Source organism: Limnochorda sp. L945t (assembly GCF_035593305.1).
Classification (GTDB): domain Bacteria; phylum Bacillota; class Limnochordia; order Limnochordales; family Geochordaceae; genus Carboxydichorda; species Carboxydichorda subterranea.
The window spans coordinates 2,735,074-2,761,645 of the sequence record NZ_CP141615.1 but is presented as its reverse complement, the minus strand read 5'-3'; the positions used below and the strand labels follow the sequence as shown (position 1 = coordinate 2,761,645).

At 70.5% G+C, this 26,572-nt stretch carries 26 protein-coding genes; 25 read left to right on the top strand and 1 reads right to left on the bottom strand.

The genetic code is table 11. The features are described from left to right. Positions 1 to 10 precede the first annotated feature (10 nt). From rpiB to U7230_RS12660, 14 genes are all read left to right on the top strand, one after another. Entirely contained in the window at positions 11 to 919 is a 909-nt protein-coding gene (gene rpiB / locus U7230_RS12725; protein ID WP_324716211.1) for a ribose 5-phosphate isomerase B, read from the top strand. A 40-nt stretch (positions 920 to 959) separates the two neighbouring features. Then, the gene (gene upp, locus U7230_RS12720) at positions 960 to 1,589 is read left to right on the top strand and encodes a uracil phosphoribosyltransferase (protein WP_324716210.1); all 630 of its coding nucleotides are present in this window, start codon (positions 960 to 962) and stop codon (positions 1,587 to 1,589) included. 49 nt (positions 1,590 to 1,638) lie between these two features. Then, positions 1,639 to 2,808 (top strand): MraY family glycosyltransferase, encoded by a 1,170-nt coding sequence (locus tag U7230_RS12715; protein ID WP_324716209.1) that lies wholly within the window; start codon positions 1,639 to 1,641, stop codon positions 2,806 to 2,808. Then, entirely contained in the window at positions 2,729 to 3,922 is a 1,194-nt protein-coding gene (wecB, locus tag U7230_RS12710) for a non-hydrolyzing UDP-N-acetylglucosamine 2-epimerase (RefSeq protein ID WP_324716208.1), read from the top strand. The genes U7230_RS12715 and wecB overlap by 80 nt, the downstream gene beginning before the upstream one ends. A gap of 114 nt (positions 3,923 to 4,036) precedes the next feature. Then, complete coding sequence (locus U7230_RS12705; protein ID WP_324716207.1) at positions 4,037 to 4,240, top strand: AtpZ/AtpI family protein; 204 nt, start codon at positions 4,037 to 4,039, stop codon at positions 4,238 to 4,240. A gap of 135 nt (positions 4,241 to 4,375) precedes the next feature. Beyond that, positions 4,376 to 4,861 carry a hypothetical protein gene (locus U7230_RS12700; protein ID WP_324716206.1) on the top strand — a complete coding sequence of 162 codons (486 nt, stop codon included), beginning with the start codon at positions 4,376 to 4,378 and terminating at the stop codon, positions 4,859 to 4,861. Positions 4,862 to 4,863: 2 nt separating this feature from the next. After that, positions 4,864 to 5,568 carry a F0F1 ATP synthase subunit A gene (atpB, locus tag U7230_RS12695; protein WP_324716205.1) on the top strand — a complete coding sequence of 235 codons (705 nt, stop codon included), beginning with the start codon at positions 4,864 to 4,866 and terminating at the stop codon, positions 5,566 to 5,568. A gap of 85 nt (positions 5,569 to 5,653) precedes the next feature. Then, positions 5,654 to 5,878, top strand: coding sequence for an ATP synthase F0 subunit C (atpE, locus tag U7230_RS12690; RefSeq protein ID WP_324716204.1), 225 nt, complete (start codon positions 5,654 to 5,656; stop codon positions 5,876 to 5,878). Positions 5,879 to 6,014: 136 nt separating this feature from the next. Further along, positions 6,015 to 6,563: a F0F1 ATP synthase subunit B gene (gene atpF, locus U7230_RS12685; protein WP_324716203.1), complete on the top strand. Its 549-nt coding sequence runs from the start codon at positions 6,015 to 6,017 to the stop codon at positions 6,561 to 6,563. Continuing rightward, a complete protein-coding gene (atpH, locus tag U7230_RS12680; protein ID WP_324716202.1) occupies positions 6,563 to 7,147 on the top strand; it encodes an ATP synthase F1 subunit delta in 585 nt (194 codons plus the stop codon). Before atpF ends, atpH begins: the two co-directional genes overlap by 1 nt. A gap of 5 nt (positions 7,148 to 7,152) precedes the next feature. Continuing rightward, entirely contained in the window at positions 7,153 to 8,685 is a 1,533-nt protein-coding gene (gene atpA / locus U7230_RS12675) for a F0F1 ATP synthase subunit alpha (RefSeq protein ID WP_324716201.1), read from the top strand. A 38-nt stretch (positions 8,686 to 8,723) separates the two neighbouring features. Beyond that, complete coding sequence (gene atpG, locus U7230_RS12670) at positions 8,724 to 9,743, top strand: ATP synthase F1 subunit gamma (RefSeq protein WP_324716200.1); 1,020 nt, start codon at positions 8,724 to 8,726, stop codon at positions 9,741 to 9,743. Between the two features lie 45 nt (positions 9,744 to 9,788). Continuing rightward, positions 9,789 to 11,231: a F0F1 ATP synthase subunit beta gene (gene atpD / locus U7230_RS12665; RefSeq protein ID WP_324716199.1), complete on the top strand. Its 1,443-nt coding sequence runs from the start codon at positions 9,789 to 9,791 to the stop codon at positions 11,229 to 11,231. 7 nt (positions 11,232 to 11,238) lie between these two features. Continuing rightward, the gene (locus U7230_RS12660) at positions 11,239 to 11,658 is read left to right on the top strand and encodes a F0F1 ATP synthase subunit epsilon (protein WP_324716198.1); all 420 of its coding nucleotides are present in this window, start codon (positions 11,239 to 11,241) and stop codon (positions 11,656 to 11,658) included. A 74-nt stretch (positions 11,659 to 11,732) separates the two neighbouring features. Here the strand turns inward: U7230_RS12660 and U7230_RS12655 are convergent, their stop codons facing one another. Then, the gene (locus tag U7230_RS12655) at positions 11,733 to 12,806 is read right to left on the bottom strand and encodes a cell wall hydrolase (protein WP_324716197.1); all 1,074 of its coding nucleotides are present in this window, start codon (positions 12,804 to 12,806) and stop codon (positions 11,733 to 11,735) included. A gap of 168 nt (positions 12,807 to 12,974) precedes the next feature. Here U7230_RS12655 and U7230_RS12650 point away from each other — a divergent pair, with 168 nt between their 5' ends. From U7230_RS12650 to U7230_RS12600, 11 genes are all read left to right on the top strand, one after another. Next, on the top strand, positions 12,975 to 13,928 hold the full coding sequence (locus U7230_RS12650) for a M23 family metallopeptidase (RefSeq protein ID WP_324716196.1): 954 nt from the start codon (positions 12,975 to 12,977) through the stop codon (positions 13,926 to 13,928). A 150-nt stretch (positions 13,929 to 14,078) separates the two neighbouring features. Continuing rightward, positions 14,079 to 14,339, top strand: coding sequence for a sporulation transcriptional regulator SpoIIID (gene spoIIID, locus U7230_RS12645; RefSeq protein ID WP_324716195.1), 261 nt, complete (start codon positions 14,079 to 14,081; stop codon positions 14,337 to 14,339). Between the two features lie 197 nt (positions 14,340 to 14,536). After that, positions 14,537 to 15,562, top strand: coding sequence for a rod shape-determining protein (mreB, locus tag U7230_RS12640; RefSeq protein ID WP_324716194.1), 1,026 nt, complete (start codon positions 14,537 to 14,539; stop codon positions 15,560 to 15,562). Positions 15,563 to 15,681: 119 nt separating this feature from the next. Further along, entirely contained in the window at positions 15,682 to 16,443 is a 762-nt protein-coding gene (locus U7230_RS12635; RefSeq protein WP_324716193.1) for a flagellar hook-basal body protein, read from the top strand. A gap of 193 nt (positions 16,444 to 16,636) precedes the next feature. After that, the gene (gene flgG, locus U7230_RS12630; protein ID WP_324716192.1) at positions 16,637 to 17,425 is read left to right on the top strand and encodes a flagellar basal-body rod protein FlgG; all 789 of its coding nucleotides are present in this window, start codon (positions 16,637 to 16,639) and stop codon (positions 17,423 to 17,425) included. Between the two features lie 18 nt (positions 17,426 to 17,443). After that, entirely contained in the window at positions 17,444 to 18,340 is an 897-nt protein-coding gene (locus U7230_RS12625) for a hypothetical protein (protein WP_324716191.1), read from the top strand. Positions 18,341 to 18,358: 18 nt separating this feature from the next. Then, positions 18,359 to 18,988, top strand: coding sequence for a flagellar basal body L-ring protein FlgH (locus tag U7230_RS12620; RefSeq protein ID WP_324716190.1), 630 nt, complete (start codon positions 18,359 to 18,361; stop codon positions 18,986 to 18,988). A gap of 51 nt (positions 18,989 to 19,039) precedes the next feature. Beyond that, positions 19,040 to 20,185, top strand: coding sequence for a flagellar basal body P-ring protein FlgI (locus tag U7230_RS12615; protein ID WP_324716189.1), 1,146 nt, complete (start codon positions 19,040 to 19,042; stop codon positions 20,183 to 20,185). A gap of 145 nt (positions 20,186 to 20,330) precedes the next feature. Beyond that, complete coding sequence (locus U7230_RS12610) at positions 20,331 to 20,684, top strand: hypothetical protein (protein ID WP_324716188.1); 354 nt, start codon at positions 20,331 to 20,333, stop codon at positions 20,682 to 20,684. Positions 20,685 to 20,698: 14 nt separating this feature from the next. Next, positions 20,699 to 22,801, top strand: a complete 2,103-nt coding sequence (locus tag U7230_RS12605) for a SpoIVB peptidase S55 domain-containing protein (RefSeq protein WP_324716187.1) — start codon at positions 20,699 to 20,701, stop codon at positions 22,799 to 22,801. 116 nt (positions 22,802 to 22,917) lie between these two features. Continuing rightward, positions 22,918 to 26,523 (top strand): translocation/assembly module TamB domain-containing protein, encoded by a 3,606-nt coding sequence (locus tag U7230_RS12600; RefSeq protein ID WP_324716186.1) that lies wholly within the window; start codon positions 22,918 to 22,920, stop codon positions 26,521 to 26,523. Positions 26,524 to 26,572: the final 49 nt, after the last annotated feature.

Here is a 26,572-nt window from a genome sequence, read left to right as displayed (position 1 = left end):
GGCGTCGGCCATGACGCAGGTACTGTTCGTCTGCTCCGGCAATACTTGCCGGAGCCCCCTGGCGGCGGCCCTTTTCCAGAGGGCTCTCGTGCGGCGCAACCTGGCCGCCGAGGTGGGGTCGGCAGGGGTAAGCGCAAGCGACGGAGAAGCCGCCTCCGGACCCGCCCAGGAAGTGGCCCGGGAGTGGGGCTTCGACCTTTCCCGGCATCGCTCCCGGCGTGCGGCGGCCGACCTGGTGAGGAGCGCGGAGCTGGTGCTGGCCATGACGGAGGCCCACAAGCGGCAACTCCTGCAGATGGCTCCGGAGGCGGCCGGCCGGGTGTTCACCCTGGCGGAGTACGCGGGCACGCAGGGCGACGTGGACGACCCCTTCGGGCAGGACCTGGATCGCTACCGGGCCACGATGCGCCAGATCGAGACGCTGACGGAGCGGGCGGCGGACCGCTGGGAGCGCAGCCACGGGCATGCCAGGGACCGGGTGATGGTGGGCTGGGATCACGCGGGTCGGGTGCTGCGCGAGCCGGTCGTGGAGGTGTTGCGGCAGGCGGGGCTGCAGGTCGAGGAGACCGGGCCCGAGGAGGGGCAGCCGGCGGATTACCCCGATGTGGCCCGGCAGGTGGCCGAGGCGGTGGCGTCGGGCAAGGCGGCCTTCGGCGTGTTGCTGTGCGGTACGGGCATCGGGATGAGCATTGCCGCCAACAAGGTGCGAGGGGTGCGGGCGGCCCTGTGCCACGACCCGTTCTCGGCTCGCATGGCGCGGGCCCACAACGACGCCAACGTGCTGGCCATGGGGGGCAGGGTCATCGGGCCGGGGCCGGCGGGCGAGGTGGTGCGGGCGTTCCTCGAGGGAAAGTTCGAGGGAGGGCGGCACGGGCGCCGGGTGGAGAAGATTGCGGGCCTCGAGCATCCCTCGTGTTGAAAGCCCGCCTGCCCGCAGCTGGAACGAGAGGGGCGGTCGCATGAGCGCGATCCACGTCATCGAGCATCCGCTGGTACAGCACAAGCTGACCTTGATGCGCGACGAGAGGACCGGCCCCAAAGAGTTCCGGGAGCTGCTCGAAGAAATATCCATGCTGATCACCTACGAGGTGACCCGGGACTTCCCGGTGGAGACGGTGGAGGTCCGGACGCCGCTGACCACCACGACGGGCAAGGCGCTCGTGGGCAAGAAGGTGGCGGTGGTGCCCATATTGCGCGCCGGCCTGGGGATGGTGGGCGGCGTCCTGCAGCTCATCCCGGCCGCCAAGGTGGGGCACATCGGTATCTACCGGGACCCCGAGACGCTGCGGCCGGTGGAGTATTACTGCAAGGTCCCCACCGACATCGCCGAGCGAGACGTGCTGATCTGCGACCCGATGCTGGCCACGGGCGGCTCCGTGGTGGAAGCGGTGCGGTACGTCAAGAACCGGGGAGGCCGCAGCATACGCGTGATGGCGCTCATCGCGGCGCCGGAGGGGCTGCGGGCGCTGCAGGAGCATCACCCGGACGTGGACGTGTATCTGGCGGCCGTGGACGAGCGGCTCGATTCCCACGGCTACATCCTGCCCGGCCTGGGAGATGCCGGAGACCGGCTTTATGGCACGCGGTGACCCGGCGACGCCCGGCTGAGGGCGTGGCGGGGCGTCCCGGAGCGGGGTCTTGGGGGTTGACATGGACTACCTCAGCGCAACGGCGGCCGCTGCGGCCGCCTTTTTACTGGTGTGGGTGCTGACGCCGGCGGTGGAGCGCTGGGCCAGGGCCAGGGGGCTGCTGGACCGGCCGGAGGGGCGGCACCTGCACCCCAAGCCGGTGCCGCGGTTGGGAGGGATCGCTCTCTTCCTCGGCTGGGTGGCGGGCGGGGCCGTGCTGTGGATGCTGGGCGAACCGAGCTCCATGCTGCTGCGCGTGGGTGCCGGCGTCGTCATCATCTTCGCCGTGGGGTTGATCGACGATCTCCGTACGTTGACCCCCCGGGCCAAGCTGGCGGGCCAGCTGCTGGCGGCGGGCGTGTCGGTGGCGCTGGGGCTTCGGATCGAGTTCCTCTCGCTGCCGTCGTTCATCGGCGGCCCGCATGGTCTGGAGCAGATCGTCTACCTGGGGCCCTGGTCGGTGCCGATCACGCTGCTGTGGCTGGTGGGCGTGACCAACGCCGTCAACTTGCTGGATGGGCTGGATGGGCTCGCGGCGGGTGTCGTGGCCATCGCTGCGGTCCCGACCCTCTTGGCGGCCGCAAGCCGCGGCCTGGCCGACCCGGCGGCGTTGTTGATGGTGCTGGCGGCAGGATGTGTCGCCTTCTTGCGGTACAATTTCTCTCCGGCGCGCATTTTCATGGGAGACAGCGGGGCACTTACCCTGGGCTTCGCCTTCGCCGCTGCCAGCGCCCTGGGTTCGGCGAAGGGCCCGGCGGTGCTCGCCATGCTGGTGCCCGTGCTGAGCCTGGGCGTGCCGCTGTTCGATACGGCGTGGGCGGTGGTGCGCAGGAGCATGGCGCGCCGGCCCCTGGGCGAGGCCGACAACGGACACCTGCACTACCGGTTGCTTGCACGCTGGCAGGCTCCGCGGCAGGTGGTGCTCGCGCTGTACGGGGTCAGCGCCGCCCTGGGGTCGCTGGCCCTGCTGGTAACGCCCCAGAGCCGGATGTCGCTGGTGCCGCCGCTGGGCCTCCTGGCCGTGGCGGCCATGATGATCGTGCGGGTCGCGTGGGACCAGCGCTCGCGGCCTCACCGGGTAGAAGGGGAAGGATGGGCGGATGGGCGCAGTGGTGGTCATGCCGATCTTCGGCACCCGGCCCGAGGCCATCAAGCTCGCGCCCGTTATCAAGGCTCTTGAGGCGGACGGCTCGTTTGACGTCCGGCCGGTCGTCACCGGCCAGCACCGGGAGATCCTCGACCAGGTCCTGCAGGTCTTCGGGCTCGAGCCCGTGGCCGACCTCGACATCATGGTGGCCCGCCAGAGCTTGAGCCACGTCACCAGCGCCACGCTGACCGGCCTCGACCCGGTCTTCGACCGGCATCGTCCCCAGGTGGTGCTCGTGCAGGGCGACACCACGACCACGTTCGCCGCCTCGCTCGCGGCGTTCTATCGCCGCATCCCCGTCGGGCACGTGGAGGCGGGGTTACGCAGCGACGACCCGTACAATCCGTTCCCCGAGGAGATCAACCGCCGCCTGACCAGCGTCGTCGCGAGCTGGCACTACGCGCCGACGCCGCGGGCAGGGCGCCGGCTCGCGGCGGAGGGGGTGGAGGCGGGGCGGATCTGGGTGACGGGCAATACGGTCATCGACGCCCTGCTGGAGATCGCCCGGCGCGACCTGCCCATCGCTCAGCCCGGGGTGATAGAGCACCTGCAGGCGGGCCGGCGGTTGCTCCTGGTGACGGCCCACCGGCGGGAGAGCTGGGGGGAGCCGCACCGTTCCGTGTTCCGGGCGCTCAAGCGGCTGGTCGGGATGTTCGAGGACGTGGCGGCCGTGGTGAGCGTCCACCCCAACCCGGCCGTCCGGTCCGTGGCGTGGGAGGAGCTCGGCGGCGCAGAACGGGTGGTGCTCCTGGATCCGCCCGACTACGTCCAGTGGGTGCCGCTCCTGAAAGCGGCCTACCTGGTGCTGACCGATTCCGGGGGCATCCAGGAGGAGGCGCCGGCTCTCGGCAAGCCGGTGCTGGTGTTGCGGGAGGTCACGGAGCGGCCCGAGGGCGTCGAGGCGGGCTGCGCTCGACTGGTGGGCACCGAGGCTGACCGGATCGTCGGGGTAGCGTCGGAGCTCCTGTCCGACCGGGCCGCGTACGAGGCCATGGCGCACGTGGCCAACCCTTACGGCGACGGGCGCGCCTCCAAGCGCATCGTGCAGGCGCTCAAGAAAGCCCTCGCCCTGGACGACGGGGAAGTGGAGCCCTTTGGAGCAACGCCGGGCGCCGGAGAGGGAGGGCGGGGAGATTGCAAACAGTAAGCGGTCCCAGTATAATGCGCTGGGCTCGTGGATCCAGGATCTCCGGAGGCGCCCGTGGGGCAGCCGGGCGATAAGAAACCGAAGCCCTCGCGCGGGCGCTCAGCGCTGGGTGACATGGGGCGGTACGCCGCGATCCTCTCATGGGGGTTCAACACGGCCGCGGCGCTGGTCGCGGGGATCCTCGGTGGGCAGTATCTCGACCGCCGGTGGGGGACGGAGCCCTGGCTGAGCCTGGCGGGCGTGATCCTGGCCATCGTGGTTTCGCTCGTCTCCCTGGTCCGGGAGATCATGCGGCTCGAGAAGATGGACCGGCGCTGACGGGCCGCGCTCCGACTTGCTCGGGCCGGGCATCCTCATCGCCGAATTCTCAAAGGAAGGTGGCCACCCGTAGCGTAGATTCTAGCGTCGCCCCGAAGTCATGGGGTCGATCGTGAAAAGTAGCGCAAGAGCCGCATGCAGAGCGGCGCGGGAGCGAGAGGAGCCGGGGGACTGATCGGGCAGGCGCGGCCGGCGGCGAGAGCCGGCGAGACTTTTCCCCACAAGGCGTCGACGGCCGGGCTCGAGTGGGCCGTGCAGGATCGGGGAGGGACCCTGGTCGCCGTTGTCCTCGCAGGGACGGCTGTTGCGGCCATGGCCGCGGGCACCGCCGCGGCGGGGGGCGTCCTGGCCGGCGGCACCGTGGCCCTGGCCAACCGCCACCTGATGCGGTGGGCCATGCTGCGGTGGCAAGAGGGCGGACCGGGCGCCCTGTGGGTGGTTGCCGCCTCCATGGCCCGGCTGGCCCTGGCCGGGACGGTGTTGTGGTGGGCTTCGGGCCGCGGCCTGGCGTTTCTCCTCGGCACGCTCGGTGGGTTGCTGGCTGACCTGGTGGCGCACGTGATCTCCATGCCGTACCGGACGCGGCGGCGCCGTGCCGGCGGGGAGCAATCGGGGAGCTAGGTATGCTGGAGCGATTCATGCAGTCCAGACTGTCCGCCATGTCGGACGTGGTGACGGAGATCCTGCCCCGGCCGTTGTGGCACGTCGGCCCTTACACCATCACCACGTCGGTGGTCAACAGCTGGGTGGTCGTGCTCATCATCGGGGTCCTCGCCTATTGGGCGGGGCGTCACCTCCAGGAGCGTCCCAGGGGGATCCAGACGCTGGCCGAGGTATACTACCGGTTCATCGAGGGACTGCTGGAGCAGTCGTTGGGGCACTCGGACCGGCGGATGGTGCCGCTGATCGGCACCTTCTTCCTGCTGGTGCTGGGCCTCAACTACGCGTGGTTCATACCCGGCGTCGTGCCCCCCACCACCGACATCTCCACGACCGCCGGGCTTGCGGTCACCGACCTGATCCTGGTCCAGGTCTTCGCGGCCCGGGCGGTGGGCGTGCGGCGGTACCTGCGCCGCTTCTTGGAGCCGTTCCCCTTCCTGTTGCCCATGAACCTCATCGAGGAATTGGTCAAGGTCTTCTCGCTTTCCGTCCGTCTTTTCGGTAACCTGTTCGGCGGCGACATGGTGGTCGCCGCGCTGTTCGTGTTGGTGCCCGTCCTCGCGCCAACACCGGTCATGCTGCTCGAGGTGTTGTTCGGGTTCATCCAGGCGCTCATATTCGCCACACTGACTTCCGTTTACGTGGCCACGGCCATGGGCCATCACTGAGGCCCCGCGGCGGCGTACCGATGCGCGGGCTGGTGCATGGTGACTTGCGACAACGTGTTGGCGCGGGAAGGGGGCGAAAGGAAAGGTGGAATTCCTGGCGGTGACCCTGGCCATCGCGCTTCCGGCCATGATGTCGGCGTTCGGTCAGGGTTGGGCCACCACCCGGGCGGTGGAGAGCATCGCGAGGCAGCCCGAGGCTGCCGGCGAGATCCGCGGCGCTCTCCTCATTGCCCTGGCGTTCATGGAGGCCTTGACGCTCTTCTCGTTCGTGATTGCGTACATCCTGTCCGGTAAGATCACGGTCGGCTGAGGCCCCGATAGCGGATCGCGCGTACGAGGCCGTGGCACAGGGAAAAAACGGGTGCCGGCCCCCGCGTGCGGGGTGCCGGCCCCGACTCTCCCGGCCCCTGGCGGGCCTATGAGTGGAAGCGGGGCGGGTCCATTTCATGGAGTGGGCAGCGTCGAGTGCGATGTTCCTGGCGGCTGCCGAAGGGGCAGCGCAGACGCCTTTGCAGTTCAACGTGGTGACCTTCCTGGCCCAGGTCATCAACGTGCTGATCGTCCTGTACCTGCTCACCCGGTTCCTGTTCAAGCCGTTGGGCGAGGTGCTGCAGAAGCGGGAGGCCGAGGTGAGCGAGTCGCTGGACGGTGCCCGGCAGGCTCGCGCGGAGGCGGAGAAGCTGCGGGACGAGATGCGGGCATCCCTCGAGGAGGCCAGGAGGCGGGCGCAGCAAGAGCTCCAGCGGGCCCTGGAGGCGGCCGAGCAGGAGCGCCAGCGCCGGCTGAAGCTGGCGGAGGAGGAGACCCGCCGCATGCTCGAGCAGGCGAGGGCCGAGATCCGGATGGAGCGGGAGCAGGCGGTCGCGGCCATCCGCGACGAGGCGGCGGCGCTGGCGGTGGATGCGGCGCAGCACCTGTTGCGGCGCAACATCTCGGACGACGACCAGCGGCGGCTTGCCCGGGAGTTCATCGAGCAGGTGGGTGAGCGGCGTTGATGGGGCGCCGGGTGCTCGTGCGCCGCTATGCTCTGGCGCTGGCCGAGCTGGCGGCCGAGCGCCGGAGGCTCGACGAGGTCGAGCAGGAGCTGGCCCGGGTGATGGAGGCGTTCCGGGCGCAGGCGGAGGTGCGCAGGGCCTGGTACCACGTTCACCTATCCCCGCAGGCGAAGGTGCAAGCGCTCCGCCGGGTGCTGGGAGATCAGGTGTCGCCGCTCGTCTACCATTTCCTCGGCCTGGTGGCCCGCAAGGGGCGGGAGACACTGCTCCCTCAAATCTTTGATCAGTTCTTGCAGGAGGCCGACCGGATCCGGGGCGTGGTGCGGGTCGAGGTCGAGAGTGCCACGCCGCTGGACCCCCAGGAGGAGGAGTCCCTCAAGGCTCACCTGGCGAGGTTCCTGGGCGCGCGGGGAGTGAGGCTCTCCAAGCGCGTCGATCCCAACTTGATCGGGGGGCTCGCGGTCCGGGCAGGGGACGTGCGCATCGACGGCACTCTTTCGCGGCAGCTGGCGCGCCTGCACCAGACACTGCGTAGCGTGCCCATCCGGCCCTCCCCCGCCTCGCTGGACGGAAAGGCAGGTTAGGTGCGGTGACTATTCGGCCAGAAGAGATCACCTCGGTGCTCAAGCGGGAGATCGAGCGCTTCGAGGCCGAGCCGGCCGTCGAAGAGGTCGGCACCGTCATCATGGTCGGCGACGGGATCGCCCGGGTGCACGGCCTGTCGGAGTGCATGGCGAGCGAGCTGTTACTCTTCCCCGGCGATCTCTACGGGATGGCGCTCAACCTCGAGGAGGACAACATCGGCGTCGTGCTCCTCGGGCCGTACTCCCACCTCAAGGAGGGCGACCCGGTACGCCGCACGGGGCGCATCATCGAGGTGCCCGTGGGCGAGGCCCTGATCGGCAGGGTCGTCAACCCCCTGGGCCAGCCGCTCGACGGCAAGGGCCCGATCCAGACGAACACGTTCCGGCCCGTGGAGGCAAAGGCGCCGGGCGTCATCGACCGCCGGAAGGTGCAGCAGCCCCTGCAGACCGGCCTCAAGGCCATCGACTCCATGATCCCCATCGGGCGGGGGCAGCGCGAGCTCATCATCGGCGACCGGCAAACGGGCAAGACCGCCCTGGCGGTGGACACCATCATCAACCAGCGCGGCCAGGACGTCATCTGCATCTACGTGGCCATCGGCCAGAAGGCGTCGACGGTGGCAGGGGTCGTGGACGTGCTGCGCCAGAAGGGCGCGATGGAGTACACCATCGTGGTTTCGGCCACCGCCAGCGAGCCGGCGCCCCTTCTCTACATCGCCCCGTACGCCGGGTGCGCCATGGGCGAGTACTTCATGTACAAGGGTCAGGACGTGCTGGTGGTCTACGACGACCTCTCCAAGCACGCCGCCGCCTACCGGGAGCTGTCGCTCTTGCTGCGCCGCCCTCCCGGCCGGGAGGCTTTCCCGGGCGATATCTTCTACCTGCACAGCCGCCTGCTGGAGCGCTCCGCCAAGCTGGACGACCGGCTGGGCGGAGGGTCGCTCACGGCCCTTCCGATCATCGAGACCCAGGCCGGCGACATCTCGGCGTACATCCCGACCAACGTCATCTCCATCACCGACGGGCAGATCTACCTGGAGACGGACCTCTTCTACGCCGGTATCCGGCCGGCCATCAACGTCGGTCGCTCCGTGAGCCGGGTCGGGGGCGACGCCCAGGTCAAGGCGATGCGCCAGGTGGCGGGCCGCCTGCGCCTGGATCTTTCCCAGTACCGGGAGCTGGCCGCCTTCGCGCAGTTCGGCTCCAGCCTCGACCGGGCCACGCAGGCCCGGCTGACTCGGGGCGAGCGGGTCACCGAAATCCTCAAGCAAGGCCAGTACCAGCCCATGCCCGTCGAGGAGCAGGTCGCCGTCATCTTCGCGGGCGTCAACGGGTTCCTCGACGATATGCCCGTGGAGCAGGTCCAGCCCTTCGAGCGGCAGTTCCTGGCGTACCTGCGCACGCAGCGCGCCTCCCTTCTCCAGCAAATCCGGGAGAAGAAGGCGCTGGACGACGACCTCATCCAGCAGTTGAAAGCGGCCATTCAGGAAGTCAAGGCCCGCATGCAGGCGGCCGAGCCACCCAAGGCGGCCGGTTGAACGCGCAAGCGGTCACCAAGTAGCTAGGGCGAGCGAAGATGGCAGGGCAATCGACCAGGGACATCAAGCGGCGCATCCAGAGCGTGCAGAGCACGCAGCAGGTCACCAAGGCCATGGAGATGGTCTCCGCGGCCAAGCTGCGACGTGCCCAGGGGCAGGTGGTGGCGGCCAGGCCGTTCGCCAACCGCATCGCGGACGTGCTGGCCCGGGTCGTCTCCACCACGCTGGCCGCACGCCCGGAGCTGGCCAGGAATCACCCGCTGCTGCGGCAGAAGGCGGGCGGCCACACCCTCGTATGCGCGATTGCCGCCGACCGGGGCCTTGCCGGCGGGTACAACGCCAACCTCGGCCGAGCCCTCGACGCCGTGCTCCGGCTCGAGGAGCAGCAGGGAGGGCACGTGGAGGTCGTCGCGGTCGGGCGCAAGGTGCGAGACTGGTTGCGGCGGTCGGGAAGGCCGGCCTTTCGGGAGTTCTTGTACCTCGGCGACGAGGTGAGCTTCACCAAGGCGAGGGAGATAGCCCGCAGCCTGGTGGAGCCGTTCGTGGCGGGGCAGTTCGATAGGGTGGCGCTCCTGTTCAGCCAGTTCGTTTCGAGCGTGGTGCACCGGCCCGTCCTGTACCCGTTGCTCCCCATCCCGCAGGAAGGGCCGAAGCCCATGCGGGTCAACATCCAGGGCGGCGGGGGGCCGGTGTTGCTGGCGCTGGATGGTGAGCGCCCCGGCGCCGAGCAGCGGGCGGCCGGGCGAACCGGCGAGCGGGCCGGGCGGCACCGCCAGCCGGAACGATGGCAACCGCCTTACATCTACGAGCCCTCGGTGGAGGACGTCATCGGGGTCTTGCTGGAGCGCTACCTGGACGTGGAGGTCTACCGGGCGTTGATCGAGGCCAAGGCGAGCGAGCACGGGGCCCGGATGACGGCGATGCACAACGCCAGCGACAACGCCGAGGAGATGATCGAGTCGCTGACGCTCTCCTTCAACCGGGCCCGCCAGGCAGGCATCACCCGGGAGATCGCCGAGATCGTGGGCGGCGCCGAGGCGCTGGCGGCCCAGGTGTGAGAGGCAGCGAGTTTGGAGCACGCCGGAGGGGGCATCGAATCAGACATGGCCCATGGTCGCAAAGAGGGGCAGGTGGCGCAGGTACTGGGTGCCGTCGTCGACGTGGTCTTTCCCGCCGGCGAGTTGCCCGACCTGTACAACGCGATCGAGATCCCGCGCGCCGGCGGCGACGGCCAGGCGCGCGATGGCAGGCCCGAGGTGCTGATCGTCGAGGCGGCCCAGCACCTGGGCAACAACGTGGTGCGGTGCGTGGCCATGGACACCACCGACGGGCTGCGCCGGGGCATGCCCGCCTACGACACGGGCGGCCCCATCACGGTGCCGGTGGGCAAAGCGGTGCTGGGCCGGGTGGTCAACGTGCTCGGCCAGCCGATCGACGGAGCGGGGGAGATCCAGACCCATTTGCGCCTGCCGATCATCCGCCCGGCTCCGAAAGTCGACGAGGTCGAGCCGGCGCGGCAGATCCTCGAGACCGGCCTCAAGGTCGTCGACCTGCTGGCCCCCTATCCGCGAGGCGGCAAGGTGGGGCTGTTCGGCGGCGCCGGCGTGGGCAAGACGGTCATCATCATGGAGATGATCCGCAACATCGCCTACGAGCACGGCGGCTTCTCGGTCTTCGCCGGCGTCGGCGAACGTACCCGCGAGGGCAACCAGCTCTACTATGAGATGAAAGAAGCCGGGGTCCTCGACAAGACGGCCATGGTCTTCGGCCAGATGAACGAGCCTCCGGGCAACCGCATGCGGGCGGGCCTGGCCGGCCTGACCATCGCCGAGTACTTCCGGGACGTCGAGGGCCAGGACGTCCTGTTGTTCATCGACAACATCTTCCGCTTCGTGCAGGCCGGTTCCGAGGTGTCGGCCCTGCTGGGGCGCATCCCGTCGGCGGTGGGCTACCAGCCGACCCTCGCGACGGAGATGGGCCAGCTCCAGGAGCGGATCGTCACCACGAAGAAGGGGTCGATCACCTCCATCCAGGCCATCTACGTCCCGGCGGACGACTACACCGATCCGGCGCCGGCTACCACCTTCGCACACCTCGACGCGACCACCAACCTCGAGCGCCGCATCGCCGAGCGGGGCATCTACCCGGCCGTCGACCCGCTGGCTTCGACGTCCCGCCTGCTCGCCCCCGAGATCGTCGGGGAGGAGCACTACCGGGTGGCCAGGGGCGTGCAGCAGGTGCTGCAGCGCTACAAGGAGCTGCAGGACATCATCGCCATCCTGGGCATGGAGGAGCTCTCCGACGAGGACAAGGTGATCGTGGCCCGAGCCCGCAAGATCGAGCGCTTCCTGTCGCAGCCGATGTTCGTGGCGGAGGCGTTCACGGGGCGGCCGGGCGTATACGTGCCCCTCAAGGAGACCATCCGGGGCTTCCGCGAGATCCTGGAGGGCAAGCACGACGATCTCCCCGAGCCGGCCTTCTACATGGTCGGCACCATCGACGAGGCCGTCGAGAAGGCCCGCGAGATGGAGAAGGAGAACGGTTGAGCCGGCCATGGCCGAACTCATGCAGCTGGAGGTCGTGACGCCGCAGCGGGTCGTGCTGCGCGAGCGGGTGGAGGCCGTGGTCGCCCCCACCGACCGCGGGTATCTCGGGGTGCTCGCCAACCATGCCCCTATGGTCGCGGCGCTGTCCCTGGGCATCGTGCAGTTTGGCCGCTACCACGGCCCGAAGCGCAAGATGGCCGTGAGCGGCGGCTTCATGGAGGTTTCGGGCAACCGGGTGACCATCCTGGCCGACACGGCCGAACTCGCGGAGGAGATCGACGTGTTGCGGGCCAAAGCGGCCCGGGATCGGGCGCTCGAGCGGCTTCGCAGCCGGGCGGCCCACATCGACCAAACCCGGGCGGAGAGGGCGCTGGCCAGGGCGCTCAACCGCCTGCGGGCGGCGGGTACCGAAGAAGAACGGCGATGAGCGTCCCGGAGGGGAGTTTTGAACTCCCCTCCGGCTCTTCTTTGCGGACGAGCTCCGTTCTCCCCGGGCCGGCTTCAAATGAAGAACCAGTGATGGCCGATCTTCGCGGTGACCGGCCTCGTCCACACCCACGATTCATAGTACGGGTCTCGCTGCCGTACCGTCTCGGGGTTGAAAAAACCGGTGGCCCCCAGCGAGGGATCCCGGCCGCTGAGCGCGTCGACGACGGCGGCCCAGGTCTCGCTGTCCGGCCACACCTGCCAGATGTAGCCGTTGTAGACGGGTTCGTACTGGGGGGCCCAGCTGTTGTCGTAGATGACCCCGGCCAGGGTGTCGGGGTAATCGGGGCTTTCCACCCGGTGGAGCACCGTGGCGGCGACCGCGACCTGCCCGTCGTAGGGCTCTCCGCCGGCTTCGGCCACCACCAGGCGAGCCAGCAGTTCCACGTCGCCTGCCGGGAAGATCGGGTCCATGGTGACGGTGCGATCGTTGGCCCCTGGCGAGAGGCTCACGGTCACCCAGCGCGTCTGGAAATACCGGGAGCGGACTTCAAGCGTCACGCTGCCCACGGGAAGACCGCCGATCCGGAGGCCGCCGGTCGATCCCTGGTACGTCTGCCCGTTGACCTTGACAGTATACCGGCTGAGCGGGATCTGGTAGCCGCTCACCCCGTCCACGACCCGCAGCGACAGGCTCGCGAGCGGGTGAGCCGGTGGAGGTTCGGTATCCGGGGGCGGCGGCTGCTGGCCGCCTGGGGGCGGGGCCGGATGGTCAAGGTCGGGCGGGCCGAGCGGCTGGAGCTGGATCGTCACGGAAACCGGCGCGCCGGCCCTCGCATCGACTTGTCGATAGCCGGGCTGGTAACCGGCAGCCTCGGCCTGGACGCGGATGAGCCCTTCCGGTAGCCCTCTCAACGTGAAGCTGCCGTCTTCCGACGTGTACGTTCGCCCTGCGGCCGTCACGACGGCGCCGGGGATGGGAGCTCCCGTCGTCGCGTCTACGACCTGCCCCTCGATGGTTACCGGGCCGAAGAAGCAGCCCGACACCACCACCGACAGGAGCGTAGCCATGGCCCCCAGGTAGAGGCGCCGTCTCGAGGAAGGCGCCATGATCCGGCGCCGGATGCGAGAGACGAAAAGGATGGACAAGGCGGTCCCCCCAACCCTGAATGGAAAGTCATGCCTGGGAATTGTGCCTAGCTCTGTCAGTTACTTGGGAGTCGCGCCAGCATGTCCTTCTGGAACTTACTGGTGCCAGGATTGAATGAAACGAGGCGTCGAGGGGCATCCTTCCATTCCGGGAGGGGATGTCCATCCATGAATGCGACGTCCAAGTCCAACAACCCGGGGGCGGGCGCCTCGGGCGGTCACGACCGGGGCTGGTGGAGCCGGCTCTCCCGGCGAGCCGCCGCTTTCACCGGGGCCTTGCGCCGCCCCGGTGCCACGAGGCGGGCCGCTGCCCTGGGGGCGCTGTTCGTCGTGGGGACCGGGATCGGGCTCCTGGTCCGGGGGCCCCTCGCCCCGTCGCTCCAGGGGCCGGCCCGCATGACCGGCACGGAGCAGGCCAGCCTCGGTTCCCTCGAAGCCGCCCGCCCGCAGCCCGGCGCGGTCGGCGAGACGGGAAGCAGTGCCGGGTCCCTGGCGCCCCCCTCGCGACCCGCCGGCGCCTCCACGCAAGGAGCGCAGCCCCAGGGCCTGGCCCTGCCGGGCGAACTGGTCTGGCCCGCCGACGGCATGGTCGTAGCGACCGCCGGATGGCGCCGCAACCCCGACCGGGGAGACTGGACCTATCTGCCGGGGATCGAACTGGCGGTGGGCTCCTCCTCGGCGATCCGGGCGGCGGCCGACGGCACGGTGGCGTCGGTGGACGCGGGATCCGGGGAGTTCAGCGTCTCCATCGACCACGGCCAGGGATGGGTGACCATCTACGGCGGGCTCTCCCGGGTTCGCGTGCAGCCGGGGCAGAGGGTGCAACGGGGGGCCGTCATCGGCTACGGGCCGCGGCTGCCCGAGGCAATGCCCGCCCTCGCCGGGGCGTACGGTGTCGGGGGCGCGGCCGGCGCGGAGGAGGCCGGCTCGTCGGTGAGGGCGGTGGTGTCGTTCAGCGTGCGCCACGGCACGGAAAGCGTCAACCCGCTCTCCGTGATGCCGGCGGCGTCTTACCGGGTGGCTCCGGCGGACGAACCGGCCACGGGTACGCAGCCCACCACGGCGCAGGCGTCGGCATCCTCTGACGGCCTGGACGAAGCTCCTTCGCCCGTGGGCCCGTAAGAAGCGAGACGCGGCGGTCGCCCGGGCGCACTGCCGCCCGGGGCCGCCGCCCCTACCTCCGTCCTGGCGGCCCGCATCGCACAGCTTCGAAACATATCGGCCCTTCTCGGCCCATATGCATTCGGCAAAAAGAGGCCGGAGGGGCGCTGCATGCGGGAGTACATCCGCAAGCGGGTGGTCGACATCAGCCACTACATCATCTCGACGAGGGCGACCGTGCGGCAGGCCGCCACCGTCTTCGGCGTGAGCAAGAGCACGGTCCACAAGGACATGACCGAACGCTTGCCACGGCTCAACAAGGACCTCGCTCGCCAGGTCAAGCGGGTGCTGGATCGCAACAAGGCCGAACGCCACATCCGCGGGGGAGAGGCCACGCGGGCCAAGTACCACAAGGAGCGCAAGGTTTCCTGACGGCACCACGCCGTGTAAGTTCTGAACCTCTCCGCCCCTTGTGCCGATTCACCCGGTAGGCGGTCTTCGAAGCCAGGGAATCCGTCGACTTCTGTCGAATCAGCGCTTGGATGCCAGGAGATCCAGCAAGTGGGATGCGCCCACCGGAGTCCGGGCCGGAAGCGGCAACGCCCGAAGTAAGAAATGGAGCCTGACCCATGCTGAGCGCCGACGTCGGGATCGACCTGGGTACGGCGAGCGTCATCGTCTACGTTCGGGGCAAGGGCATCGTTTTGCAGGAGCCCTCGGTCGTGGCGCTCGACGAGAGCGAGCAAAGGGTGCTGGCCATCGGGCAGGCAGCCCGGGAGATGCTGGGCCGTACGCCGGGCCACGTCGTGGCGGTACGGCCGCTGCGCAACGGCGTCGTCGCCAACTACCAGGTCACCGAGCTCATGCTCCGCTACTTCCTGCGCAAGGCCGTGGGCCAGCCTACCTGGATCCGCCCGCGAGTGGTCGCCTGCGTACCTTCCGCCGTGACCGACGTGGAGCGCCGGGCCGTCGTCGACGCCTGCCGCCAGGCGGGTGCCCGGGAGGTCCGCCTCGTCTCCGAGCCGATGGCCGCCGCCATCGGGGCCGGCCTCGAGGTGGAGGAGCCCCGGGGCAACATGGTCGTCGACGTAGGCGGCGGCACCACCGACATCGCCATCATCTCGATGGGCCAGGAGGTGGTGTCCGACTCGGTGCGGATCGCCGGCGACCACATGGACGAGGCGATCGCCCGCTACCTCAAGCGCCAGCACAACCTCGTGATCGGGGAGCGGTCCTCGGAGGACCTCAAGCTGCAGGCCGGGAGCGTGGCCCCCGAGCTCGACGCTTCCTTGATGCCGACGCCGGTGCGCGGGCAGGACAGCGTCTCCGGCATGCCGCGCACGGTGGTGGTCCAACCGGCCGAGTTGCGCACCGCTTTGCTCGAGCCGGTAGAGGCGATCATGGAGGCCGTGCGGGGCGTGCTCGAGCAGTGCCCGCCCGAGCTGGCCGCCGACATCTACGAACGCGGCCTCGTCCTGACCGGCGGAGGTTCGTTGTTGCGCGGCTTCGACAAGGCGATGGCCCGCGCCTTCGGCATCCCGGTCCACGTGGCCGACGACCCCATCACGTGCGTGGCCCGCGGCACGGGCCGCATCCTGGACGTCATGCACCAGGTGCGGGGAAGGGTGCCCGTCGCCGTTGCCCGCGTCGTGTAACGGCGATTGCCGCCTGCTCCCTGACGCTGGCTTCCCTCTTTTCCCGCGGTCTCAAGGGGTCCTGGACCCAGGCCGACCCTATTAGTGCGACCACGCGGGAAGGAGGTGGAGAGGCGCCCGTGATCCGAGGGCTCTACACCGGAGCGTCCGCCATGCTGGTCTACGCCCGGCGCCAGGACCTGCTCGCCAACGACCTGGCCAACGCCCAGACGCCCGGATACCGCACCGAGGATGCGCCCATCCGCGCGTTTCCCGAGCTGTTCATCCACGAGGAGCTGGGCGCGACGCGCTCGCCGAGAGGGATGGCCGGCACCGGGGCTTACCTCGACCGGTCGTACCTGCGCTGGGAACCGGCACCGATCCGCTACACGGGCCGGGAGCTTGACCTGGCGATCGAGGGCGACGGCTTTTTCGCGGTCCAGACCCCGGCGGGAGTGCGGCTCACCCGGGCCGGCAACTTCGTGATCGACGCCCAGGGCCGGCTGGCGACCCCTGATGGGTACCTCGTGCTGGGTCCTGAGGGGCCCGTGCAGGCAGGCACGGCCCAGGGAGCGGCGCTGGCCGTCACCGAGCAGGGTGAGGTGCTCGACGCCACCACCGGAGCCTTGCTGGGGAGGATCGGGCTGGTCGACGTGCCCGACCGCCAGGGGCTGGTGCGGGAAGGGAGCAACCTCTTCCGTCCCACCGCCGAGTCCGGACCGGTGGTAGCTGCGGCAGGCACGATCCGGCAGGGCATGCTCGAGGGCTCTGCGACGTCGGTGGTGGAGACCATGGTTCAGATGATCGCGGGCCTGCGGGCTTATCAGGCGGCCCAGCAAGCCGTCCGCGCCGAGGACGAGATGACGGGGTCGCTGATCGCGCAGATCGGGCGCGTCTCGTAGCGCGCCGGGCAGCACGAGCGTCAGGGACGGGAAAGCCGAGACGCCGGGCCGGACTCGCCGAGAGGGGCAGTGCCAGCCCCTCCCCCCGAGAAGCCCTGCGCCGCCGAACGACCGAAGCGGCGCCCACGTATCGCACCGGCTCCCCGCCTCCTGTACGCCGGCACGTCGGAGAAGGGTGGCAGGACGAAGGGCCATGATGCGTTCGTTGTGGACGGCGGCTTCGGGGATGGTGGGGCAGCAGTTCACCATCGACACCATCGCCAACAACCTGGCCAACGTCAATACCGGGGGCTTCAAGAAATCCCGGGTGGACTTCCAGGACCTCCTCTACCAGACCCTGCGCTTCGCCGGGACGCCCGTGACGGCCGGAGCGGAGATCCCCACGGGCCTCCAGGTCGGGCACGGGGTGCGGCCCGTGGCGACGGTGAAGATCTTCACGCAGGGCACGTTCCGCGAGACGGACAACCCTCTCGACCTGGTGATCGAAGGGGACGGCTTCTTCCAGATCCTCATGCCGGACGGTACCGTCGCCTACACCCGCGACGGCGCCTTCAAGAAGGATAGCGAGGGGCGCCTGGTCACCTCCGACGGCTTCGCGCTGGAACCCGAGATCGTCATCCCGCCGGAGGCCATGGAAGTTTCGGTGGCCAGCGACGGCACCGTCTCCGTGATCAACCCGGGCAGCAACGAGCCGCAAACTGTCGGCCAGCTCGAGCTCGCCCGGTTCGTCAACCCGGCGGGGCTCCGCAACTACGGGCGCAACCTCTTCCTCGCCACGGCCGCCTCCGGCCAGCCCATCGTGGGGCAGCCGGGGCTCGACGGGTTCGGGTCCCTGGCCCAGGGCTTCCTGGAGATCTCCAACGTGCAGGTGGTCGAGGAGATGGTCAACCTCATCCTGGCCCAACGGGCGTACGACGCCAACTCCAAGGCGATCCAGGCGTCGGACGACATGCTCAACACCGCCAACAACCTGCGGCGCTGAGGCTGAGCGGGGCGAGGGATGATGGGCGGAGCTCTCGGGCGGTGGACGGCGGCGCTTTTCGCGGCAGGCATCCTCGCGGCCGGCGCGGCGCAGCCGGCCTGGGCCACGCCGGTGCCCGGCGAGGGCGTGCAGCTGGCCTTGCGGGCGCAGGCCCGGGTGGAGGCGCCCGAGGTGCGGCTGGCCGACGTCGCCGAGCTGCAAGGCGGCGACCCGGAGGCGTGGCAGCAGATCGCCGGCATCTTCATCGGCCCGGCTCCGCTGCCCGGGCTTTCGCGGTCCATCAGCCGGGAGTTCGTGGTGCTCCGGTTGCGCCAGGCCCGCATCATCGACCCGGCGGCGGTGACGTGGGTCCCGGGCCCGGCGGAAGTGCTCGTCGAGCGCGCCGGTTTACCCGTCGACAGGGAGCGGGTGGTGCAGGCCATCGAGGCGTACCTGTCCTCCCGGCAGGGAGCCGAGCAGCGGGGAGCTGCCCTGCGGGTGGCCGATGTCGCGATGGCGGCCGACATGGTGTCCGACTCGGCCCAACCCTCGGTGCGGGTCGTGGACGGCCCGCCGTTCTTGCGGGCCGGCACGGCCGTCTTCGTGCTGGAGATCTCGGGAGCGTCGTCGAGCCGGCGGTACTGGATCCGCACGACCCTCGCGGAAGCGGGTGCCCCGGCGGCCGGCACCTTCCCCCAGGTGGCAGACCCGCCGCCCGACGCCGGCCCGGTCGCGGAGGGCGGCCCTGCCGTCGCAGCCGGGACCCCGGTGACCCTGATCGTCCGGCGAGGCGCCATCACGGTGCAGGTGCGGGCCGTGACCCAAAGAGCCGCCCGGGTCGGAGAGTACGTGCCGGTCAAGAGCGCCAGCTCCGAAGCGGTCGTGCAGGCGCTGCTGGTGAGCACGGAGCAGGCCGTCATCGGCCAGGGGCCGTAGCAGGGAGTGAGACTGCCGATGCAGTGCGGGGCGAAGCGGTTGGGTAGGGTGGCGGCTGCTTGCGGCCTGGCCTTCGCCGTGGCCGCGGCCGGCGCGCTGGCAGGCTCGTCCGGGGCGCAGGCGGAGTCGCTGTGGGCCCGCGCCGAGAAGAAGGGCGGCGCCATCGGCCTGTTCGCCGACGCCCGTGCCCGGGGCGTGGGGGATCTGCTCACCATCATCATCGTGGAACGGGCCGAAGCCGCCGCTTCGGCTTCCACCGGTTCCACGCGGGACGGCCAGCTCCAGGTGGGCCCCGGGCAGGGGCTGCTGCAGGCGCTGCCCCTCATCGGGGGTTCCGGCTCCACGGAGTTCAAGGGCGACGGCCGCTCGGCCCGGACGGGCAGCGTGAAGGCGCAGATGACGGCCAGGGTGACCGAGGTCCTGCCCAACGGTGCGCTGGCCATCGAGGGACGCCAGACGATCGTCATCAACGAGGAGAAGCAGGAGATCGTGTTGACCGGGGTGGTCCGCCCCGAGGACATCTCGAGCGACAACACGGTCCTTTCCACCTACGTGGCGGATGCCCGCATCTCCGTCCAGGGAGATGGGGCGCTGGGAGCTCCGCAAAAGCCCGGCATCCTCACCCGGATGTTCGGATGGCTGTTTTGAGGGTGCGACGCGGGCGGCGCAGGCTGAGGGACGAGCATGGGAGGGCCGGCCATGAGGCTCGCAGGTAAGGAGAAGGGATGCGGCCTGCTGTGGGGGGCGGCGCTCGGGATGCTCCTGGCCGGCGCTACCTTCGCGCCGGTCGAGGCGCAGGAAGCGGGTGCCCCGGCGCCGGAAGGGACCCCGGCGGGGCAGGCCCAGGCGATGCAGGCGCCCATGGTACGGGTGGGGGACCTGGTGCGGGTGGAGGGCCTGAGGCCCAACCAGCTGGTCGGCATGGGGCTGGTCGTAGGGCTCGACGGGACCGGCGACGGCCGGACGTCAGCGGTGCACGTGCAGATGTTCGCCAACATGCTGCGCAACTTCGGCCTCAACATCGACCCCGCCCTGCTGCGCCCCCGCAACGTCGCCGCAGTGATGGTGACGGCCCTGCTCCCGCCCCTGGCCCGGCCGGGGGACCGGCTCGACGTGACGGTCTCCTCGATGGGCGACGCCCGCAGCCTGGCGGGTGGCGTATTGCTGCAGACGCCGCTCACCGGCGCCGACGGCGAGGTCTACGCGGTGGCCCAGGGGAGCCTGATCCTCGGCGGGTCGACCGCCCGCTCGCTGACCCGGGAACGGGTGCACCCCACGGTGGGCAGCATCCCGTCGGGCGCCATCGTCGAACGCGCCGTGGACGCGACGGTCGCGCAGGAAGGCGCGATCCGGCTGGTCCTCTACGACCCCGACTTCGTCACGGCAGCCCGGGTCGTCCAGGCCATCAACCAGGCCCTGGGATCGCCCTCCGCCTTCACCTCGGACGGCGCCGTGGTCACGGTGAGATTGCCGCGGGCTTATCAAAACGACCCGGCGGCACTCCTGGCCAGGATCGAGGAGCTGACCATCACCCCCGCCATCGCGGCGCGGGTCGTCATCAACGAGCGGACGGGTACCGTGGTGTTGGGCCACCAGGTACGCATCGCACCGGTGGCGGTGTCCCACGGCGCCGTAAGGGTGCAGGTCGGCGCGCAGCCGGCGCCCGCGGCATGGCCGGGGGACCTGCAGCAGCCGGAGAGCCACGTGGCGCTTCTCTCGGGAGCCACCATCGGAGAGCTGGTCGACGCGCTCAACGCGGCGGCGGTGGCGCCGAAGGATCTCATCGCCATCCTCGAGGCGATGCAGGCCGCCGGGGCGCTTTACGCCCGCCTGGAGGTGCAGTGACGTGCAGGCCGCCTCTGCAGTGGGCTCATGGAGCAGGCCGATCGCGGGGCAAATTGCGCGAAGGCCGAGCAGCGGGGCCGCGGCGGCGCGGCCGTCCGGTCCGGGGGCGGAGGGAGGGCGCTTCGCGGACGTCCTGGCGCAGGAGATGCTGGACGTCGAGCCTCCCGGCGGCATGCGGCCGGATCAAATCCCCATGGATCGGCAGGGGCTGGTCTGGGCCGCCCGGCAGCTGGAGGCCCGGTTGTGGGCCACCTTGATCGACGAGACGCTGAAGCCGGGGAGTGGTTCGGGCCTCTTCGGTGAGGGATTCGCGTCCGGCGTGTACGGCGGGTGGTTCACTGACATGCTGGCGGGCATGCTGGTCGAGCATGGAGCGGGACAGCTGGCGGACCTTCTCCTCGAACAGTTTTCCCGTGACGCGTCAGAGGGGGCGGTGCGTTCCGGGGAGAATGCTCGCTCCACGCAGGGGGTGACCTCGGGCAGAGGCGCCCTCGTCTGAAAGGACGGCAGCCTGTGCGGCACAGGGGCGGGTCCCCCGCGGCGGGAGAGCTGCGAAGCGACAGCCGCCGCGGCGGGATCGTGGTGTGGTGGGCGATCCTCGCAGCGCTGGTGGGCGTCGCCGTGGCAGCCGGCCCGGCCTTCGGGGCAGCGGCTGCCATCTACCCGCTGGACGAGGTCAAGCCCGGGCTCAAGGGATACGGCCTGACGGTGGTGGAGGGCACCCGCATCGAGCGCTTCGATGTGGACGTCCTCGGAGTGGTACGGCGGGCAGGGCCGGCGGGCGACCTGATCCTGGTCAAGGTGAGCGGGGCCCCGATCGAGCGCACCGGCGGGATCGCGGCCGGCATGAGCGGCAGCCCGGTTTACGTCAACGGGCGGCTCTTGGGGGCCATCGGCTTCGGGTTCGAGTTCACCGACCACAGCGTCGGCTTCGTGACGCCCATCGGCGACATGCTCCAGGTGCTCGACCGGCTGTCGACGGAGGTTCCAGTGCGCTCGGAGGGTGCGGCGGGAGCGGCGACGTCAGGGCTGCCCGCCTACCGCCGGGTCGCCTTCGCCCGGGACGCCTCGGATGCCCGCCGGATCAAGCTCGGCGCAGGCCGCGACACGGCCGTGATGGTGCCCGTCTCCACCCCTCTCATGCTGTCCGGGTTCGGCCCTCGCGCCACGGCCGCGATCGAGCGGCTGTTCGCTCCGTACCGGCTGCTGATGGTACCGGGCGGGGCCGGCGCCGCTGCAGGGACGGGCCTGGCGGCACCCACGGGCGCCGCCTCTTCCGACCTCGGGCCGGCTCCTCCCCTGCAACCCGGTAGCGCGTTGGGCGTGAGCCTCGTGCAGGGCGACGTGGAGCTGACGGCCATCGGTACGGTCACCTACGTCGACGGCGACCGGTTCGTGGGATTCGGGCACCCCTTCCTGCAGGCCGGCGCGGTCGACTTCTTCGCCGGCCCGGCGTACATCTTCCGGACCGTCAAGGCGGTCAACGTGCCCTTCAAGCTGGGGAGCCTCATGACGACCACGGGCGTCTTGCGGGAGGACCGCCGGGCGGCGGTGGCCGGGCGGACCGGGGTCATGCCCGATGCTGTCCAGCTCGCCGTGACGCTCACCGATCGCGCGTCCAACCGCTCGCGGACGTTGAAGGCGAGCGTGGTGCGCGACGAACTCCTGACCATCCCCCTGGTGGCCATCACGTCGCTGGAGGCGCTCGACCGGGGGCTCGACCGCATCGGCCCGGGCACGGCGCGGGTCATCTTCCGCATCACCGGCAAGGAGCTCCCGGACGGCGGCACCTACAGCCGCGACAACATGTACTACAGCCGGTTCGACGTGTCGGCCCGGCTGCTGGGAGACTTCCTCGACACCTTGCAGGCGCTGATGTTCAACAGGTTCCAGGACATCGGGGTGCGCTCGGTACAGCTCGAGGTAGAGGTCGACCCCGGACGCCAGACGGCTGCCATCGTCAAGGCCCAGCCGCTGGCCAAGACGGCACGGCCCGGGGACCGGGTGGGGGTAGAGGTCGAGCTGCTGCCGTATCGTGGCCAGCGCCAGACCCGCATCCTCACGCTGCAGATCCCCAAGGACGCCTTGCCCGGGACGGTGACGGTCACCGTGCGGGGAGGGTCGGCGGCGGCGTTCACGTTGCCCCCGGAGGTGGCGAGCCTGATCACGGGCGAGGCGCCTCCGGCGGGCACCCAGGACGAGGGCGCCCAGGGCGACCAGGAGCAGCAACAGGTGCCGAGCAGCCTCGACAAGCTCATCGAGGCGCTCAGCGAGCGGGAGAAAAACAACCAGGTCGTGGCCGAGTTTTACCCGGGCTTCGACGTGCAGGGTACACCCGACGGGCATCCGACCGGGGCGCAGGATCCGCCGGCCGCTTCGACCGGCCGGATGCCGCCGGAGAGCCAGGGCGCCAAGGGTAAGCAAGAGAAGGCGGCCCCACGGGAGCCGGGGGAGCCGGTCAAGGCCACATTGCTCACCCCGTGGGTCGTCGAGGGCAGCGCCGACTTCGACCTCGAGATCGTGGAGGCCGCGTCCCCCTCCGAGTCCAACGGCGGCGACGGCGCTGCGCCGTCCCAAAAGCCGCCGGCCGGGCCCGCCGGGTCGTCCGGGACGTGAGTCCCGATCGGCCGCGCACCCCTGGCATCTGACCACGCGTTGGCGTATGCTGGCACTTAGCGCCAACCATTGGAAGCTTTCCTAGGCGGGAAGAGCAGAAGATCCGAAGAATCCCCTTGACGGTCATCGCTATGCAGAAGGCTCACGTTTCATCCGGGATCCGGCGCACCCGCGGCTGGTGGCTGTTGGTAGCCCTGGCGGCCTTCGTCGCGTCGTCGCTGGCTGCAGGGGCATGGGCACTTCCCGTCATCAACCGGCGCCTGAGCATGGCCGTGGCGAGAGCGATCGAGGCCTCTGCCGGCGGAACCGGCCAGACGGTGCGGGTCGGGAGCGTTTCGCTCACGTTCCCGCCGGGCGTGCGGGTGGCTCCGGTACAAATCGTGATGGACGAGCAGGCACGCCTGTTCGCTCCGGGCATCAAGGTGGGCGTCGACCTTCCCGCGATCGTCGCCAATTACGCCCATCCGGAGCGGGCCATCCGGCGTCTCGAGGCCAGCCAGGTGCTGGTGCGGACCTCGGCCAGGGCGCCGGATCCGCCCGCGGCTGCCGAGGAGGCCGGCAAGGAGCCCGACAAGAAGGCGGCTCCCCCGTCCGTCTCGGAGATGGTCAAGAGTGCCAGGGATGCCGTCCTGCGGGCGATGCAATGGGTGCAGGCCAACCGCTCCCAGCTGGAGTGGATGAAGCCGGGCGACGCGCTTTCGTGGAGCCTGGAGGGGACCTGGGAAGAGCTGGGCGGCCCGGGGTCCGGTGCGAGTGCCCGGACCCGGTGGCAGACGCGCGGACAGCTCCGGCGCGGGGCCGACGGCGCGCTCAGCGCCGAGGGCACCGTTACCCTCGGGGACGTCGAGGCGATCTTTTCGGCCTCGGTGAGCGACGATCGGGTGGACGTGCAGCGGCTGGCGGCGCGAACGAAGGGGCTGCGCCTTTCGGCGCAGGCAGCGGTGGCCCTGGCTCGCGACGGTACGCTCAACCTGGCTCTGGACGGTGCCGTGGAGACGGATGCGTCGGCCGAGCTGCCGGCTTTGCGAGGGAGCTTCACGGCCAAGGGCCCGTGGCTCGCTCAGGGGCTGCCTCCCGTGGCGGTCCGGCTGGAGGCGACCGGGAAGGCTCCGGCAGCGGCCGAACGGGTGTGGCCTCAGCACCTGATCGGCGCCGTAGCGAGCTTCACCGTGGTGCAGCAGCCCCGTGCGGTGCAGATCGCCGACGGGCGCCTGACCAAGGGCAACGTGCAGGGGCGCTTCTCGGGGCAGGTCAGCGGGGAGTGGCCGTTCACGACGGCGATTCCCTTCGAGCTCACGGGGCTCACCCCCATGGATGACGTGCCCTGGTGGCCCGCTTACCGCGTCAGCAGCGTGGACGCTCGAGGCGAGGTGACCGGGTCGGCCTCGGGGCCGTGGCGGGTCTCGGGCGAGGTCCACGCGCCCTCGGGGCGGCTGCTCGACGTGGCCGCCGGTAGCGCCGCGCTCTCCGTGGAGGCCAACGTGAGCGAGGGGCGCCTGAGCGTCGAGCCGGCTACGGTCGAGATGGGCAGTGGTCTTCTGACCATCTCCTCGAAGGTATGGTGGGGGCCGTCCGCTCCGGCGGCGGCGGGCGCGGCGTTGCAGGACGCGCAGGTCGTGCTGGACCTGTCGGGGAAGCTCGAAGGGGTAGCCTCGACCGAGGCGGTGACCGCGGTCTCCGCCATGCTGCGCCCATCGGGAGCGCCCGGGGGCGAGCCCGCGGGAGGCTCCCGTCCCCCTGCTCCCCGCGGGCAGCTGACCGGCAGCTTCGAGACGCGCCTCGTCTGGACGCTCTCGGGCGCGCAGCCCCAGCCGATCGTCGTGGTGGCCCGCTTCGACGGCCCGGACGGGACGGTGGAGATGGCCCGCACCGGTCCCGACGCCTACGCCGTGACCGGCGACCTCATCGACCTGGGCGGGGTCGCCCTGCGCCCGTGGCTGCGCGGCGTGCGGGGTCAGGCGGCTTTCTCCGGCCGGCTCCGGGGCGGCGTGCTGACCGGGCAGTTGAGCGCCCGCCACCTGGCGGCTTTCGACCGGCAGCTCGGCGACGTGACGGTGCCGCTGCGGGCGGATCTGGGGGCGAGCCGGTGGGTGGTCACCGGAGCGCGGATCAAGGGCGGCGAGCTGGAGGGCTCGCTGAGCGCCGACGTGGACATGCAGAAGTGGTCCGGGCAGGTCCAGCTGCGCCTTGCCCAGGCGGCCGGGGTCCCACCTGGCGCCTCCGCCGCCGGCCGGCTGGTCATGCTTCCCGAAGGGTTGCGGCTGCAGGATCTTCGTATCGACGTTCAGGGCCAGGAGGTGGCCAGGGCGGCGGGCCTCGTCCCCGTACCGTGGCCGGGGGTCACGTCGCGCCCCACCAACCTGGACGTCCAGGTCACCATGCAGCGTTTTCCCCTGGAGCTCGTGCGGGAGTGGATGCCGCAGTGGGAGATCCAGGGAGGTGGGCTGACCGGGCAGCTGGCCATCACGGGGCGCCTGGATGCACCCGATGCCAGGGGCGGGCTGCGCTTCCAGGCGCAGCGGGTCGCTTCCGCCGACGGGCGGTTGACGGCACTCGAAGACGTGGCGGTGGCCCTGGGTATCCAGGGGCGCAGCATCCGGGTGGAGACGGGCCAGGCCCGGCTGGCGACGGGTGGGAGCTTGACCCTCTCGGGCAGTGCCGGCCTCGCGTCGATCTGGCCGGTCGCTCTCGACCCGGTCGACTTGCGCCTGCTGGTACGGCAGGCATCGATCGGAGGACGGCCGGTGGAGAGCCTGGAGCTTTCCGGGCTGTTTGACGGGGAGCTCCGGTGGTCCGGCGTCCTCTCGCCGGAGCGCTGGCCCACCCTTTCCGGGAAGCTCGCCGTGCGCCGGGGGCGCTTCCTGGTCTGGGCCGGCGGCAGCCCGTTCGCCGGAGCCCCGGGCCAGCCTTCGCCGGCAGGCCCCGCCCCCAAGGTCGGCCCCGTGCCGTCGCGCCAGCCCCCGGAGGCGCCCGCGGCCACGGAAGGCAGGCCGTCCTTCTCGGCGGGCATCCCCCTGGACGTCACCCTCGAGGCCGTCGAGCCGGTGCGCCTCGACGTGCCGGCGCTCGGTGGGTCCGGGCTGGCGCAAGGCACGTTGCTCTTGACCGGTACCACGGCCGTGCCGGCGCTGGAGGGGACGGTGCAGCTCTCCCAGGCGAGGCTGCGCTACTTCGGGCGGGAGTTCCGCATCACGAGCGGCACCCTCAACTTCAGCAAGAGCCGCGGCATGGTGCCCGAGCTCAACCTCGAGGCGTCGACGACCGGGCAGGATGGTGGGCCCGTCCAGATCGACGTCCAGGGCGAGGCATCCGACGTCTCGAAGCTCAAGCTCAGCTCCCGCCCCGAGATGACCCGGGAGCAGCTGATCGCGCTGCTCCTGCCCCCGCCCAGCGACGGGCCGGGCGAGCAGTGGGTCAACCGGGTCAACGAGCAGCTCGCCGTCTGGGCCATGAATCCCCTGGAGCGGGCGGTGCGGGAGAGCCTCGGTCTCGACGAACTCTGGATCATTCCCGCCGGCGGCGACAGGGGCCTGTGGCTCTCCCTCGGAAAGTACCTCGCCCCTTCGAGGGTCTATGTCAGGTACGGGCGCGCGCTCCTGGGGAGCGGTTCGGACCAGGAGGTGGACCTCTCCTTCCAGTTGAGCCCTAACCTGACATGGAGGGCCGCCTGGGCCGAGAGCGGTGGCTTGCGGCTGGGGCTACACTGGCAGCTGAGCTTTTAAGTGACAAGAGGAGGCGCGGCCCGGTGCACGAAGTAGGGTGAGCCGGTGA

Coding starts and splice junctions, on each gene's coding strand:
- U7230_RS12660 (WP_324716198.1), top strand. CDS start 11,239: ATGGCCGAACTCATGCAGCTGGAGGTCGTGACGCCGCAGCGGGTCGTG.
- U7230_RS12610 (WP_324716188.1), top strand. CDS start 20,331: ATGCTGGACGTCGAGCCTCCCGGCGGCATGCGGCCGGATCAAATCCCC.
- atpG (WP_324716200.1), top strand. CDS start 8,724: ATGGCAGGGCAATCGACCAGGGACATCAAGCGGCGCATCCAGAGCGTG.
- U7230_RS12650 (WP_324716196.1), top strand. CDS start 12,975: ATGAATGCGACGTCCAAGTCCAACAACCCGGGGGCGGGCGCCTCGGGC.
- U7230_RS12615 (WP_324716189.1), top strand. CDS start 19,040: ATGAGGCTCGCAGGTAAGGAGAAGGGATGCGGCCTGCTGTGGGGGGCG.
- U7230_RS12705 (WP_324716207.1), top strand. CDS start 4,037: ATGGGGCGGTACGCCGCGATCCTCTCATGGGGGTTCAACACGGCCGCG.
- atpH (WP_324716202.1), top strand. CDS start 6,563: ATGGGGCGCCGGGTGCTCGTGCGCCGCTATGCTCTGGCGCTGGCCGAG.
- atpB (WP_324716205.1), top strand. CDS start 4,864: ATGCTGGAGCGATTCATGCAGTCCAGACTGTCCGCCATGTCGGACGTG.
- upp (WP_324716210.1), top strand. CDS start 960: ATGAGCGCGATCCACGTCATCGAGCATCCGCTGGTACAGCACAAGCTG.
- atpD (WP_324716199.1), top strand. CDS start 9,789: ATGGCCCATGGTCGCAAAGAGGGGCAGGTGGCGCAGGTACTGGGTGCC.
- rpiB (WP_324716211.1), top strand. CDS start 11: ATGACGCAGGTACTGTTCGTCTGCTCCGGCAATACTTGCCGGAGCCCC.
- flgG (WP_324716192.1), top strand. CDS start 16,637: ATGATGCGTTCGTTGTGGACGGCGGCTTCGGGGATGGTGGGGCAGCAG.
- U7230_RS12625 (WP_324716191.1), top strand. CDS start 17,444: ATGATGGGCGGAGCTCTCGGGCGGTGGACGGCGGCGCTTTTCGCGGCA.
- wecB (WP_324716208.1), top strand. CDS start 2,729: ATGGGCGCAGTGGTGGTCATGCCGATCTTCGGCACCCGGCCCGAGGCC.
- mreB (WP_324716194.1), top strand. CDS start 14,537: ATGCTGAGCGCCGACGTCGGGATCGACCTGGGTACGGCGAGCGTCATC.
- spoIIID (WP_324716195.1), top strand. CDS start 14,079: ATGCGGGAGTACATCCGCAAGCGGGTGGTCGACATCAGCCACTACATC.
- U7230_RS12620 (WP_324716190.1), top strand. CDS start 18,359: ATGCAGTGCGGGGCGAAGCGGTTGGGTAGGGTGGCGGCTGCTTGCGGC.
- U7230_RS12700 (WP_324716206.1), top strand. CDS start 4,376: ATGCAGAGCGGCGCGGGAGCGAGAGGAGCCGGGGGACTGATCGGGCAG.
- atpF (WP_324716203.1), top strand. CDS start 6,015: ATGGAGTGGGCAGCGTCGAGTGCGATGTTCCTGGCGGCTGCCGAAGGG.